This is a genomic window from Streptomyces sp. Y309 (genome assembly GCF_056712025.1).
Map to the genome: position 1 here is coordinate 7,655,563 of NZ_CM160048.1, position 13,655 is coordinate 7,669,217.

The 13,655-nt window shown below is 70.9% G+C and carries 11 protein-coding genes; 10 read left to right on the forward strand and 1 reads right to left on the reverse strand.

The window, feature by feature from the left end; all coding sequences use genetic code 11:
• Window positions 1-9: 9 nt before the first annotated feature.
• The 4 genes from hisS (at window position 10) to rpsD (ending at window position 4,409) form a co-directional block, all read left to right on the forward strand.
• Window positions 10-1,272 (forward strand): histidine--tRNA ligase, encoded by a 1,263-nt coding sequence (gene hisS / locus AC0KTA_RS31905; RefSeq protein ID WP_481051665.1) that lies wholly within the window; start codon window positions 10-12, stop codon window positions 1,270-1,272.
• 150 nt (window positions 1,273-1,422) lie between these two features.
• Window positions 1,423-2,052, forward strand: a complete 630-nt coding sequence (locus AC0KTA_RS31910) for a vitamin K epoxide reductase family protein (protein ID WP_481051666.1) — start codon at window positions 1,423-1,425, stop codon at window positions 2,050-2,052.
• Window positions 2,053-2,109: 57 nt separating this feature from the next.
• Window positions 2,110-3,462 carry a replication-associated recombination protein A gene (locus tag AC0KTA_RS31915; RefSeq protein ID WP_481051667.1) on the forward strand — a complete coding sequence of 451 codons (1,353 nt, stop codon included), beginning with the start codon at window positions 2,110-2,112 and terminating at the stop codon, window positions 3,460-3,462.
• Window positions 3,463-3,794: 332 nt separating this feature from the next.
• Window positions 3,795-4,409 carry a 30S ribosomal protein S4 gene (rpsD, locus tag AC0KTA_RS31920; protein WP_189734907.1) on the forward strand — a complete coding sequence of 205 codons (615 nt, stop codon included), beginning with the start codon at window positions 3,795-3,797 and terminating at the stop codon, window positions 4,407-4,409.
• A 50-nt stretch (window positions 4,410-4,459) separates the two neighbouring features.
• Here rpsD and AC0KTA_RS31925 read toward each other — a convergent pair whose 3' ends face one another.
• Window positions 4,460-6,679, reverse strand: coding sequence for an ATP-binding protein (locus AC0KTA_RS31925; protein WP_481051668.1), 2,220 nt, complete (start codon window positions 6,677-6,679; stop codon window positions 4,460-4,462).
• A 206-nt stretch (window positions 6,680-6,885) separates the two neighbouring features.
• On the opposite strand from AC0KTA_RS31925, the gene AC0KTA_RS31930 reads away from it, so the two are divergent.
• The 6 genes from AC0KTA_RS31930 to AC0KTA_RS31955 all read left to right on the forward strand — a co-directional run bounded on the left by AC0KTA_RS31930 (window position 6,886) and on the right by AC0KTA_RS31955 (window position 13,580).
• Complete coding sequence (locus AC0KTA_RS31930; RefSeq protein WP_481051669.1) at window positions 6,886-7,314, forward strand: DUF948 domain-containing protein; 429 nt, start codon at window positions 6,886-6,888, stop codon at window positions 7,312-7,314.
• A gap of 7 nt (window positions 7,315-7,321) precedes the next feature.
• The gene (locus AC0KTA_RS31935) at window positions 7,322-7,684 is read left to right on the forward strand and encodes a DUF6167 family protein (protein ID WP_481051670.1); all 363 of its coding nucleotides are present in this window, start codon (window positions 7,322-7,324) and stop codon (window positions 7,682-7,684) included.
• Window positions 7,684-10,353, forward strand: coding sequence for an alanine--tRNA ligase (gene alaS, locus AC0KTA_RS31940; RefSeq protein WP_481051671.1), 2,670 nt, complete (start codon window positions 7,684-7,686; stop codon window positions 10,351-10,353). The genes AC0KTA_RS31935 and alaS overlap by 1 nt, the downstream gene beginning before the upstream one ends.
• A gap of 22 nt (window positions 10,354-10,375) precedes the next feature.
• On the forward strand, window positions 10,376-10,840 hold the full coding sequence (gene ruvX / locus AC0KTA_RS31945; protein ID WP_481056636.1) for a Holliday junction resolvase RuvX: 465 nt from the start codon (window positions 10,376-10,378) through the stop codon (window positions 10,838-10,840).
• Between the two features lie 125 nt (window positions 10,841-10,965).
• Complete coding sequence (mltG, locus tag AC0KTA_RS31950; RefSeq protein ID WP_481051672.1) at window positions 10,966-12,753, forward strand: endolytic transglycosylase MltG; 1,788 nt, start codon at window positions 10,966-10,968, stop codon at window positions 12,751-12,753.
• On the forward strand, window positions 12,750-13,580 hold the full coding sequence (locus tag AC0KTA_RS31955; RefSeq protein WP_481051673.1) for a shikimate dehydrogenase: 831 nt from the start codon (window positions 12,750-12,752) through the stop codon (window positions 13,578-13,580). The genes mltG and AC0KTA_RS31955 overlap by 4 nt, the downstream gene beginning before the upstream one ends.
• Window positions 13,581-13,655 lie beyond the last annotated feature (75 nt).

Below are 13,655 nucleotides of genomic sequence, written 5' to 3' on the forward strand. Positions count from 1 at the left end.
GAACCCCCAGTGAGCACCTTCAAGGCCCCCAAGGGCACCTACGACCTGCTTCCGCCGGACTCCGCGACCTACCTCGCGGTGCGCGAGGCCATCGCGGCACCGCTGCGCAACTCCGGGTACGGATACGTCGAGACGCCCGGCTTCGAGAACGTCGAGCTGTTCTCGCGCGGCGTGGGCGAGTCCACGGACATCGTCACCAAGGAGATGTACGCCTTCACCACGCGCGGCGGCGACCGGCTCGCGCTGCGCCCCGAAGGCACCGCCTCCGTGCTGCGCGCTGCCCTGGAGGCGAACCTGCACAAGGCCGGCAACCTCCCGGTCAAGCTCTGGTACTCGGGCTCGTACTACCGCTACGAGCGCCCGCAGAAGGGCCGCTACCGCCACTTCTCGCAGGTCGGCGCCGAGGCGATCGGCGCCGAGGACCCGGCCCTCGACGCCGAGCTGATCATCCTGGCCGACCAGGCGTACCGCTCGCTCGGCCTGCGCGAGTTCCGGATCCTCCTCAACTCGCTCGGCGACAAGGAGTGCCGTCCCGTCTACCGCGCCGCCCTCCAGGACTTCCTGCGCGGGCTCGACCTGGACGAGGAGACACGTCGACGTATCGACATCAACCCGCTCCGCGTCCTGGACGACAAGCGCGACGACGTGCAGAAGCAGCTGGTGGGCGCACCCATGCTGCGCGACTACCTGTGCGACGCCTGCAAGGCGTACCACGAGCAGGTCCGCGAGCTGCTCACGGCCGAGGGCGTCGGCTACGAAGACGACCCGAAGCTGGTCCGCGGCCTCGACTACTACACCCGCACCACCTTCGAGTTCGTCCACGACGGCCTCGGCTCGCAGTCCGCGGTCGGCGGCGGCGGGCGCTACGACGGCCTCTCCGAGATGATCGGCGGCCCCGCGCTGCCGTCCGTCGGCTGGGCCCTTGGCGTGGACCGCACGGTGCTCGCCCTGGAGGCGGAGGGCGTCACCCTGGACCTCCCCCCGGCGACCAGCGTGTTCGCGGTGCCCCTCGGCGAGGAGGCACGGCGGGTCCTCTTCACCAAGGTCACCGAGCTGCGCAAGGCCGGCATCGCGGCCGACTTCTCGTACGGCGGGAAGGGCCTCAAGGGCGCGATGAAGAACGCCAACCGCAGCGGCGCCCGCTTCACCGTCGTCGCCGGCGAACGCGACCTCGCCGAGGGCGTCGTCCAGCTCAAGGACATGGAGTCCGGGGAGCAGGAGGCGGTTGCGGTGGCGGCGGTCGTGGACGTGCTGAAGAGCAAGCTGGCCTGACGCGGTCGAGTGTCCCGCGGGAACCGAACGCCCCGTGACTCGCGTACGTACCTGCTTATGTCCACCGAACGGTGGACACACAGTCACGTACGGCACAATGACCCTGCCCCAGGCCACCTCGAGCGACGGAACGGCGTGATGAGCAAAACGATGTCAGTGAAGGACGGCGCCGCGGCCGGCGAGGGTCGTGAGGACGCGCCGGGGGCGGCCGGCGGCAGCCGGGGGCTCGCGCTGCTCCTGGTGATCACCGGCGCGGCCGGACTGCTCGCCTCCTGGATCATCACGCTCGACAAGTTCGAGCTCCTGAAGGACCCGGACTTCCAGCCGGGCTGCAGCATCAACCCGGTCGTGGCCTGCGGCAGCATCATGAAGAGCGAGCAGGCGGAGGCGTTCGGGTTCCCGAACCCGATGCTGGGCCTCGCCACGTACGCCGTCGTGATCGGTGTGGGGATGAGCCTGCTGGGGCGGGCGCGGTTCCCGCGCTGGTACTGGCTGACGTTCAACGCGGGCACGCTCTTCGGGGTCGGGTTCTGTACCTGGCTGATGTTCCAGTCGCTGTACCGCATCAACGCGCTGTGCCTGTGGTGCTGCCTGGCGTGGGCGGCCACCATCCTCATGTTCTGGTACGTCACGTCCTTCAATGTCCGCAACGGCTTCCTGCCCGCGCCGCGCTGGGTGAAGACGTTCTTCGAGGACTTCACGTGGGCGCTGCCCGTCATGCACCTCGGGGTCGTCGCCGTGCTGATCCTCACGCGCTGGGGCGCCGACCTCTGGGCCTGACCGCCCCCTCCGGCCGCCCCGGCCGGATTGTCAGTGGGGTGACATAGGGTTTTCGGCGTGGAGCCCGACCTGTTCACCGCCGCAGCAGAAGACCGCCAGGAGAAGGACCCGTCCGCGAGTCCGCTGGCGGTCCGGATGCGCCCGCGCACGCTCGAAGAAGTCGTCGGCCAGCAGCATCTGCTGCGGCCGGGATCGCCGCTGCGCCGCCTCGTCGAGGGCGGTGGCGGCCCTGCCGGGCCGTCGTCGGTGTTCCTGTGGGGCCCGCCCGGCATCGGCAAGACGACCCTCGCGTACGTCGTCTCCAAGGCGACCAACAAGCGCTTCGTGGAGCTCTCCGCAATCACCGCGGGCGTCAAGGAGGTCCGCGCGGTCATCGACGGCGCCCGCCGCGCGATGGGCGGCCACGGCAAGGAGACCGTCCTCTTCCTCGACGAGATCCACCGCTTCAGCAAGGCCCAGCAGGACTCCCTGCTGCCCGCCGTCGAGAACCGCTGGGTGACGCTGATCGCGGCCACCACCGAGAACCCGTACTTCTCGGTGATCTCCCCGCTCCTGTCCCGCTCCCTGCTGCTCACCCTCGAACCGCTCACGGACGACGACCTGCGCGGCCTGCTCAAGCGCGCCCTCACCGAGGAGCGCGGCCTCGGCGGCGCCGTCACCCTGTCCGAAGAGGCCGAGGACCACCTCCTGCGCATCGCGGGCGGCGACGCCCGCCGCGCGCTCACCGCGCTGGAAGCGGGCGCGGGCTCGGCCCTCGCAAAGGGCGAGAAGGAGATCACGCTCCAGACCCTGGAGGAGTCGGTCGACCGCGCGGCGGTGAAGTACGACCGCGCGGGCGACCAGCACTACGACGTCGCGAGCGCCCTGATCAAGTCCATCCGCGGCTCGGACGTGGACGCGGCCCTGCACTATCTGGCCCGCATGATCGAGGCGGGCGAGGACCCCCGGTTCATCGCCCGCCGCCTGATGATCTCCGCCAGCGAGGACATCGGCCTCGCCGACCCGACGGCCCTGCCCACCGCGGTCGCCGCCGCCCAGGCCGTCGCCATGATCGGCTTCCCGGAGGCGGCCCTGACCCTCAGCCACGCCACGATCGCCCTCGCCCTGGCCCCCAAGTCGAACGCCGCGACGACCGCCATAGGCGCCGCCCTCGAAGACGTCCGCAAGGGCCACGCGGGCCCAGTCCCGCCCCACCTGCGCGACGGTCACTACAAGGGCGCGGCCAAGCTGGGGCACGCCCAGGGCTATGTGTATCCGCACGACCTGCCCGAGGGCATCGCCCCCCAGCAGTACGCCCCGGACGCCCTGCGGGACCGCGAGTACTACACCCCCACCCGGCACGGCGCCGAGGCCCGGTACGCCGACGCCGTCGAGTGGACCAGGAAACACCTCGGTCGCAAGCGGTCCTGAGCGCCCTGTAGAATCCCTCGGAGTGCTGCGTCCCGTGTCCGGTCTCGTACCGGCACCACCAGAACGGGACATCCAGCCGGAGCCCCCGCCCCCGGGCGGGGAGTTCCAGGAGCGTCGCGCACCGTCGAAGGTGTCGCGGGCAGCCCACCACCCTCCCGGATCCCGGGAAACGGTCGGTGGGCCACTCGCGTGCTGCACATAGTGCCCAGACCAGGGAGCGGCTGCCAGGTGAGTCCGACCGACCGGACCCACCCGGTTTCCCAGGCTGCGGATGTGACCTCCCCTAACCCTGGTGAAGCCGAATCCGTACAGAAAACAGAGGTGTTTGGTTCATGCCGAACCAGTCCCGCCCCAAGGTCAAGAAGTCGCGTGCTCTTGGCATCGCGCTGACCCCGAAGGCCGTCAAGTACTTCGAGGCCCGCCCCTACCCGCCGGGCGAGCACGGCCGTGGCCGCAAGCAGAACTCGGACTACAAGGTCCGTCTGCTCGAGAAGCAGCGGCTGCGCGCGCAGTACGACGTGTCCGAGCGTCAGCTCGTCCGCGCCTACGAGCGTGCCTCCAAGATCCAGGGCAAGACCGGTGAGGCCCTGATCATCGAGCTGGAGCGTCGTCTCGACGCCCTGGTGCTGCGTTCGGGCATCGCCCGCACCATCTACCAGGCCCGCCAGATGGTCGTGCACGGCCACATCGAGGTCAACGGCCACAAGGTCGACAAGCCGTCGTTCCGCGTCAAGCCGGACGACGTCGTCATGGTCCGCGAGCGCAGCCGCCAGAAGCCGCTGTTCGAGGTCGCGCGCGAGGGTGGCTTCGCCGCCGACGGCGAGACCCCGCGCTACCTCCAGGTGAACCTGAAGGCCCTGGCCTTCCGCCTGGACCGCGAGCCGAACCGCAAGGAGATCCCCGTGATCTGCGACGAGCAGCTCGTCGTCGAGTACTACGCCCGCTGACCCGGACGTAAATCCTCGCCTGCGGCGCAGGTATCGCAGGAATTTCCTGCTCAGCCCGCCGTCTCCCCGCCCCGCGTGGTGGGGGAGACGGCGGGTTCGCGCGTTTCCGGGTCCTCCGGCGGGGCTGTCACCTCGCCACGGCCCGCGTGGCGGCCCGCCGCGGCTGCCGTCACGCGCTGCCGGCGCAGCGCCCGCGACACCGCCACGTCGGGGGCGAGCTCGGCACCGGCCCGTACGTACGCCTCGTACCGCTCGTCGCCGAGCCGCCCGCGCGCCCGCGCCTCGCACAGCGCGTGCGGGCCGCCGAAGTGCTCCGAGCCGAACAGCGGCAGCCCCACCGACGGCCAGATCCGCGCCGCCACCCCCTGCAGCACCGCCGCCTCCGCCGCGTCCCCCTCCGCCACCGTGAACAGCGCGAGCAGCTCGACCGCGAGCGCCGTGCCGAGCAGGTCGTGGAAGGCATGGTCCAGGTCCAGGCACCGGGTGACCAGATCCCGCGCGCGGTCGTGCTCGCCGCGCGTCCAGGCCGCGTAGCCGAGGACGTAGAGCGCGTACGCCAGTGCCCAGCGCTCGCCGTGGTCCTCGCAGACCTGGCGGGCGTCCTCGCACAGCTCCACCGCGTCCCCGAGCGCGCCCTGGAAGGCCAGCGCCATCGCCAGCTCGACCTGGCCCATCAGGACATTGCTGTTCAGCTCGCCGACCTGGCGGTACTGCTCCAGGGCCGTGCGCAGCAGCCGCTCCGCGCGCGGCATGTCGTCCGTGACCAGCGCGAGACAGCCCAGCCGGTGCACCGCGTACGCCGTGGCGACGGCGCTGCCCGTGCGCTCCGCCGTGTCCTGGCACTCCTGGAGCGCGCACAGCGCGGGCACCGTGTCGCCCTGCAGGATCGCCACATAGCCGAGCACCCACAGTGCCTTGAGCCGCGAGTCCTCGTGCGTGCCGTCCAGCTCCACGGCCCGGTCCAGCCAGTGCCTGCCCTCCGCGAGCCGCCCGCAGCCGACCCAGCAGAACCACAGCGTGCCCGCCAGGTACTGACCCAGGTGCGTCTCTTCGGGATCGGTCAGACAGAACTCCAGCGCCGCCCGCAGATTGGGCAGCTCGCACTCGACGAGGGTCGCGACCTCCGTCTGCCGGGGCGAGAACCAGTCCAGCTCGCACCAGGTGGCGAGCCCCATGTACCAGTCGCGGTGGCGGCGCCGCATCCGCTCCGCGTCGCCGGCCGCCTCCAGCCACTCCGAGCCGTATGCCCTGACGGTGTCCAGCATGCGGTAGCGCACGCCCGTCGGGCTCTCCTCGCGGGAGACCACGGACTGCGTGAGCAGCTCGTCGAGCACGTCCAGGACGTCGTCGGCGTGCAGGCCGTCGCCGCTGCACACGTACTCGACCGCCTCCAGGTCGAACGGCCCGGAGAAGACGGAGAGCCGCGCCCACAGCAGCCGCTCCCGCGCCGTGCACAGCTCATGGCTCCAGCCGATCGCCGTACGCAGCGTCTGGTGCCGCGGCAGCACGTCGCGCCGCGCACCGGCGAGCAGCCGGAAACGGTCGTCCAGGCGGGCCAGGAGCTGTCCGGGGGACAGCGCCCGCAGCCGTCCCGCCGCCAGTTCCAGGGCGAGCGGGATGCCGTCGAGCCGGCGGCACAGCTCGAGGACGTCGGCGCGGTCGCGGCCGGCCGGGGCGAAGCCGGGCAGGCACGCCGCGACCCGGTCGGTGAACAGCTCCGCGGCGTCCGGCTCCGGCATCGGCGCGAGCGGCAGGACGCGCTCCCCGGCCGTGCCCAGCGGCCTGCGCCCCGCGGCGAGCACGCGCAGCCCCGGGCAGCGCAGCAGCAGGTCCCGCACCAGCGAGGCCGTCGCGTCCACCAGGTGCTCGAACCCGTCGACGATCAACAGCAGTTCACGCCCGGCCAGCCGGTCGAGGAGCACCTGCCGGGGCGAACGGCGGGTGTGGTCCGTGAGGTCGAGGGCGCTGGCCACGGCATGCTCGACCAGCTCGGGATCGCGCACCGGCGCCAGCTCCACCAGCCAGGCACCGTCGCGCGGGCCGATCTCGGCGGCCGCCCGCGCGGCGAGGCGCGACTTGCCCACCCCACCGACGCCCGTCACGGTGACCAGGCGCGCGGACGCCAACGCCGAGCGCAGCGCCGCCAGTTCGGTGGCGCGCCCGACGAAGGCGGTGAGCTCGGCCGGGAGGTTCCCCGGCGCGGGCGGACAGCCGCGGGGGCGGGCGGAGGAATCGTTCCGACGGTCGTCGGGGCGCTGAGAGCGTCGCATGAAGTACGGAGCGTACTCAGGCGTACGCATTCCGTACAATCACTTCGATCCGGCTCGCGCGTACTGCCACGGCCAAGTGCCGGGTGCGGTAATGCGGGTCGTAATGCGGTACGGAGCCGGGGCCCCGGCGCGATAGGGTCGGAGCACGACTTTTCGACGTTCGACGACCCTGGATTCCAGGGCGATGTCTCAGGGAGCGGTGCGCAGTGTCCGGTGGAGAGGTGGCCGGGATCCTGGTGGCCGTCTTCTGGGCGATTCTGGTCTCCTTCCTGGCCGTGGCGCTGGCGAGGCTGGCGCAGACGCTCAGGGCGACCACCAAGCTCGTCGCGGACGTGACCGAACAGGCCGTCCCGCTGCTCGCCGACGCCTCGACGGCGGTGCGCTCCGCGCAGACCCAGATCGACCGCGTCGACGCCATCGCGAGCGACGTCCAGGAAGTCACGTCGAACGCGTCGGCGCTGTCCACCACCGTGGCCTCCACCTTCGGCGGCCCGCTGGTCAAGGTGGCGGCGTTCGGCTATGGAGTGCGCCGGGCGATCGGTCGTAAGGAAGTGCCCGCCAAACCGTCACGTCGTACGGTGATCGTGGGCCGCACCCTCCCCTCCGCACGGCGGGGCAAGCGGAAGAAGGACTGACGCAGCGATGTTCCGACGTACGTTCTGGTTCACCGCGGGCGCGGCCGCCGGTGTATGGGCCACCACGAAGGTCAACCGCAAGCTGAAGCAGCTCACCCCGGAGAGCCTCGCGGCGCGCGCCGCCGACAAGGCGCTCGAGGCCGGGCACCGGCTCAAGGACTTCGCGCTCGACGTCCGCGACGGCATGGCCGAACGCGAGGCCGAGCTGGACGACGCCCTCGGTCTGAACGCCCCGACCGGGCCCGAGCTGCCGGCCCAGCGCCGCTTCACGGTGATCGAGAACCACCGCACGAAGAGCGCCAAGTCCCCCGAGATCACCACAAACACGACGAGCACCACGAACTCGTACAACCGGAATGAGGACCACTGATGGAGTCGGCTGAAATCCGTCGCCGCTGGCTGCGCTTCTTCGAGGAGCGTGGGCACAAGGTCGTGCCGTCGGCGTCGCTGATCGCAGACGACCCGACGCTGCTCCTCGTCCCCGCGGGCATGGTCCCGTTCAAGCCCTACTTCCTCGGCGAGGCCAAGCCGCCCGCCCCCCGTGTCACCAGCGTGCAGAAGTGCGTGCGCACGCCGGACATCGAAGAGGTCGGCAAGACCACCCGGCACGGCACGTTCTTCCAGATGTGCGGCAACTTCTCCTTCGGGGACTACTTCAAGGAAGGCGCCATCAAGCTCGCCTGGGAGCTGCTCACCAGCTCCGTGGCGGACGGCGGCTACGCCCTCGACCCCGAGCGCCTGTGGATCACCGTCTACAAGGAGGACGAGGAGGCCGAGCGCATCTGGCGCGACGTGATCGGCGTCCCCGCCGAGCGCATCCAGCGCCTGGGCATGGGCCCGAACTTCTGGTCCATGGGCGTGCCGGGACCCTGCGGCCCGTGCTCGGAGATCAACTACGACCGCGGTCCCGAGTTCGGCGAGGAGGGCGGCCCGGCCGTCAACGACGAGCGCTACGTGGAGATCTGGAACCTGGTCTTCATGCAGTACGAGCGCGGCGCGGGCACCGGCAAGGAGGACTTCCCGATCCTCGGCGACCTGCCGTCGAAGAACATCGACACGGGCCTCGGCCTGGAGCGCCTGGCCATGATCCTGCAGGGCGTACAGAACATGTACGAGACCGACACCCTGCGCGTCGTCATGGACAAGGCCACCGAGCTGACCGGCGTGCGCTACGGCGCCGAGCACGGCTCGGACGTCTCGCTGCGCGTGGTCGCCGACCACATGCGGACGTCGGTGATGCTCATCGGCGACGGCGTCACCCCCGGCAACGAGGGCCGCGGCTACGTCCTGCGCCGCATCATGCGCCGCGCCATCCGCAACATGCGCCTGCTCGGCGCCACCGGACCGGTCGTGGCCGAGCTGGTCGACGCGGTCATCAAGACCATGGGCGAGCAGTACCCGGAGCTGCTCACCGAGCGCAAGCGCATCGAGACGGTCGCCCTCGCCGAAGAGGCCGCCTTCCTGAAGGCCCTCAAGGGCGGCACCAACATCCTCGACACCGCCGTCACCGAGACCAAGGCCGCCGGCTCCACCGTGCTGCCCGGCGACAAGGCGTTCCTGCTCCACGACACCTGGGGCTTCCCGATCGATCTCACCCTGGAGATGGCCGCCGAGCAGGGCCTGACCGTGGACGAGGACGGCTTCCGGCGCCTGATGAAGGAGCAGCGGGAGCGCGCCAAGGCCGACGCCCAGGCCAAGAAGACCGGCCACGCCGACCTCGGCGCCTACCGCGAGATCGCCGACAGCTCCGGCGCCACCGACTTCACGGGCTACTCCCTCACCGAGAACGAGGCCGTGATCGTCGGCCTGCTCGTCGACGGCGTGTCCTCGCCCGCCGCCACCGAGGGCGACGAGGTCGAGATCGTCCTCGACCGCACCCCGTTCTACGCCGAGGGCGGCGGCCAGATCGGCGACACCGGCCGCATCCGCCTGGACAGCGGCGCCGTCGTCGAGATCCGCGACGTACAGAAGCCGGTGCCCGGCGTGCACGTCCACAAGGGCGTCGTGCAGGTCGGCGAGATCACCGTCGGCGCCCCGGTGTGGGCCTCGATCGACGCGCACCGCCGCCGCGCCATCGCCCGCGCCCACTCCGCCACGCACCTCACGCACCAGGCGCTGCGCGACGCGCTCGGCCCGACGGCCGCCCAGGCCGGTTCGGAGAACCAGCCCGGCCGCTTCCGCTTCGACTTCGGCTCGCCGTCCGCCGTGCCCACGACCGTGATGACGGACGTCGAGCAGCGGATCAACGACGTGCTCTCGCGGGAACTGGACGTCCAGGCCGAGGTCATGTCGATCGACGAGGCCAGGAAGCAGGGCGCCATCGCCGAGTTCGGCGAGAAGTACGGCGAGCGCGTGCGCGTCGTGACGATCGGCGACTTCTCCAAGGAGCTGTGCGGCGGCACGCACGTGCACAACACCGCCCAGCTCGGCCTGGTGAAGCTGCTCGGCGAGTCCTCCATCGGCTCCGGCGTGCGGCGCATCGAGGCCCTCGTCGGCGTCGACGCGTACAACTTCCTGGCCAAGGAGCACACGGTCGTCGCCCAGCTCCAGGAGCTGGTCAAGGGCCGTCCGGAGGAGCTGCCCGAGAAGGTCTCCGGCATGCTCGCCAAGCTCAAGGACGCCGAGAAGGAGATCGAGAAGTTCCGCGCGGAGAAGGTCCTGCAGGCCGCCGCCGGTCTCGCCCAGGGCGCCAAGGACGTACGTGGCGTCGCGCTCGTCACCGGCCAGGTCCCGGACGGCACCTCCGCCGACGACCTGCGCAAGCTCGTCCTCGACGTGCGCGGCCGCATCCAGGGCGACCGCCCGGCCGTGGTCGCCCTGTTCAGCACGGCGAACGGCCGCCCGCTGACGGTCATCGCCACCGACGAGGCCGCCCGCGAGCGTGGCCTCAAGGCCGGTGACCTGGTGCGCGCCGCCGCCAAGACCCTCGGCGGCGGTGGCGGCGGCAAGCCGGACGTCGCCCAGGGCGGCGGCCAGAACCCGGCCGCCATCGGCGACGCCATCGCCGCCGTCGAGCGCCTCGTCACCGAGACGGCCTGAGGCCCGCCCGATGGCCGAAGGCATCCGCCGCGGGCGCAGGCTCGCGATCGACGTCGGGGACGCCCGGATCGGGGTCGCCTCGTGCGACCCCGACGGGATCCTCGCCACACCGGTGGAGACCGTGCCGGGACGCGACGTCCCGGCCGCCCAGCGGCGCTTGCGGCAACTCGTCGAGGAGTACGAGCCGATCGAGGTCGTCGTCGGGCTCCCGCGCTCCCTCAAGGGGGGCGAGGGCCCGGCCGCCGTCAAGGTCCGCGGCTTCGCCCAGGAGCTCGCCGCCGGGATTGCGCCCGTTCCGGTGAGACTCGTGGACGAGAGGATGACCACAGTGACGGCCAGTCAGAGCCTGCGCGCCTCCGGCGTGAAGTCCAAAAAGGGCAGGTCTGTCATCGATCAGGCGGCGGCCGTGATCATTCTTCAGCAGGCGCTGGAGTCCGAACGGGCGTCAGGCAAAGCCCCGGGCGAGGGCGTCGAAGTGGTCATCTGATCGCGATACGGTAACGTTCCGCGCGATGCGGCGGCGTTCGAACAGCCGCCGCACGGCATCAAGAGGCGGAACGGTTGCCCTGATATCCAGTCGGCGGCCCCCGCCTCGCGGCTCGTAGGGGATCGATGACTGAGTATGGCCGGGGCCCAGGCTCCGAACCGTGGCATCCGGAGGACCCGTTGTACGGGGACGGCGGATGGGGAGGACAGCAGGCCGACGGCCCGTCCCCCTACGGCGGCCAGGGGCAGTACCACCCTCAGCAGCCGCATCCTCAGCAGCAGCACCAGCCGAATCCCCAGCAGGCGCACTACCAGCAGCAGTCCCACCCCCAGCAGCACCCTCAGCAGCCACACCCTCAGCACGCACAGCACCCGCACCAGCACCAGCAGCAGGCTCCGTACGGCGACTGGAACACGGGCCGCCAGCAGGCCTACGACCAGCAGGGCCATGCGGCCGCGCAGGCGCAGTACGGCGGGGGCGGCCAGCCGCACGACGGCGGCTGGGACACCGGTCAGCACGGCCACGTCCCGTACGGCGGTGACCCGGCCGACCCCTACGGCGGGCAGCCCGCGGGCTACGCCGAGGAGGGCCCCGACTACTACGGCACGCCGGACGCCTACCCGCCGCCCGAGCCTCCGGGCCGGCGGCGCCCCACGCCCGAAGCGGAGCCGGAGACCGACTGGGACCCGGGCCCCGACCAGGGGGAGCACGCCTTCTTCGCGGGCGGGGGCGATGACGAGGACGACGACTACGACGAATCGGGGCGCGGCGGCGGCCGCGGTGAGCGGCGCGGACGCGGCGGCAAGAAACCGAAGAAGCGCCGCAGCGGCTGTGCCTGCCTGGTCGTGACGCTGGTCTTCGCGGGCGGGCTCGGCGGCGTCGGTTACTTCGGCTACCAGTTCTACCAGGATCGTTTCGGCACGGCGCCGGACTATTCGGGCGACGGCATCGAGTCGACGGCCACCGTCACCATCGACAAGGGCGCCGGCGGCTACGACATCGGCAACAAACTCAAGGAAGCCGGCGTCGTCAAGAGCGTCGACGCCTTTGTCTCCGCGCAGGGCAAGAACCCGGACGGCCAGAAAATCCAGGCGGGCGTCTACACCCTGAAGAAGCAGATGTCCGCGGCCTCCGCCGTCGAATTGATGCTCAGCCCGAAGAGCCGCAACAACCTCATCATTCCGGAAGGCAAGCGGAATGTGTGGGTGTACAACCAGATCGACGAGCGGCTCAAGCTCAAAAAGGGCACCACGAAGGACATCGCCCACCGCGAGTGGAAGAAGCTCGGCCTGCCCAAGTGGGCCGTGGCCAATATGTCCGGCGAGGTCAAGGACCCGCTGGAAGGCTTCCTCTACCCCTCCAGCTATCCGGTCGCCAAGGGCCAGAAGCCCGAAGACGTCCTGCGCAAGATGGTGGCCGAGGCGTCCGCCAAGTACGACTCCATGGGCGTCGAGGCACAGGCCGAGCAGCTCGACCTGGACAACCCGCTCCAGGTCGTCACGGTCGCGAGCCTTGTCCAGGCCGAAGGCAAGTACAAGCACGACTTCGAGAAGGTCGCGACGGTCGTCTACAACCGCCTGAAGCCCGACAACACCGAGACGTACGGCCTGCTCGACTTCGACTCGACGGTCAACTACCTGAAGGGCCAGTCCAAGCTCGCCATCGGTTCCGTCGACGAACTGCGCAATCTCAAGGACCCGTACAACACGTACAAGATCAAGGGTTTGCCGCCCGGACCGATCGGCAACCCGGGCGAAGTCGCGATCAAGTCCGCGCTGAATCCGGCGAAGGGCAACTGGTACTACTTCGTCTCCGTCAACGAGGACGAGACGCTCTTCGCGGAAACGAATGAAGAGCAGAACCGGAACCGCAAGAAGTACGAGAAGTACCTCGACGAACAGAACGGTCAATGAGCGCACACGTGCGCCGAGCTGCAGTGCTCGGCTCTCCCATCGCCCATTCGCTCTCGCCGGTGCTGCACCGCGCCGCATATCGGGAACTGGGCCTGGACGGCTGGTCGTACGACCGCTTCGAGATCGATGAAGCGGGGCTGCCCGAATTCATCGGGCGGCTCGGCCCCGAATGGGCGGGGCTCTCGCTGACCATGCCGCTGAAGCGGGCGGTGATTCCGCTGCTCGACGGAATCAGCGACACCGCCGCGTCGGTCGAGGCCGTCAACACCGTGGTGTGCACGGACGACGGCCGGCGCCTCGGCGACAACACCGACATCCCCGGCATGGTCGCGGCGCTGCGCGAGCGCGGCATCGAACAGGTCGAGAGCGCCGCGATCCTCGGCGCCGGCGCCACGGCGTCCTCCGCCCTCGCCGCGCTCGCCCGCGTCTGCACCGGCGAGGTCGTCGCGTACGTACGCAGCGAGGCCCGGGCCGCCGAGATGCGGCAGTGGGGCGAACGGCTCGGCGTCGAGGTGCGCACCGCCGACTGGGCGGACGCCGAGCGGGCCCTGCACGCCCCGCTGGTCATCGCCACGACCCCGGCCGGCACCACCGACGAGCTGTCCCGCGTGGTGCCGGAACGGCCCGCCACGCTCTTCGACGTCCTGTACGACCCGTGGCCCACCGCGCTCGCCGCGCGCTGGTCGGCGTACGGCGGCGCCGTCGTCAGCGGGCTCGACCTGCTCGTGCACCAGGCGGTGCTCCAGGTCGAGCAGATGACGGGACGCTCGCCCGCGCCACTGGATGTCATGCGGAAGGCGGGGGAGCGGGCGCTGGCGGAGCGCTGAGTCCGTCAGGTGGACCGGGCGCCGGGCCTCTCCGCCGGACATGGGAGGATCGGGGGTGGCGGGCCAGGGCCGCGC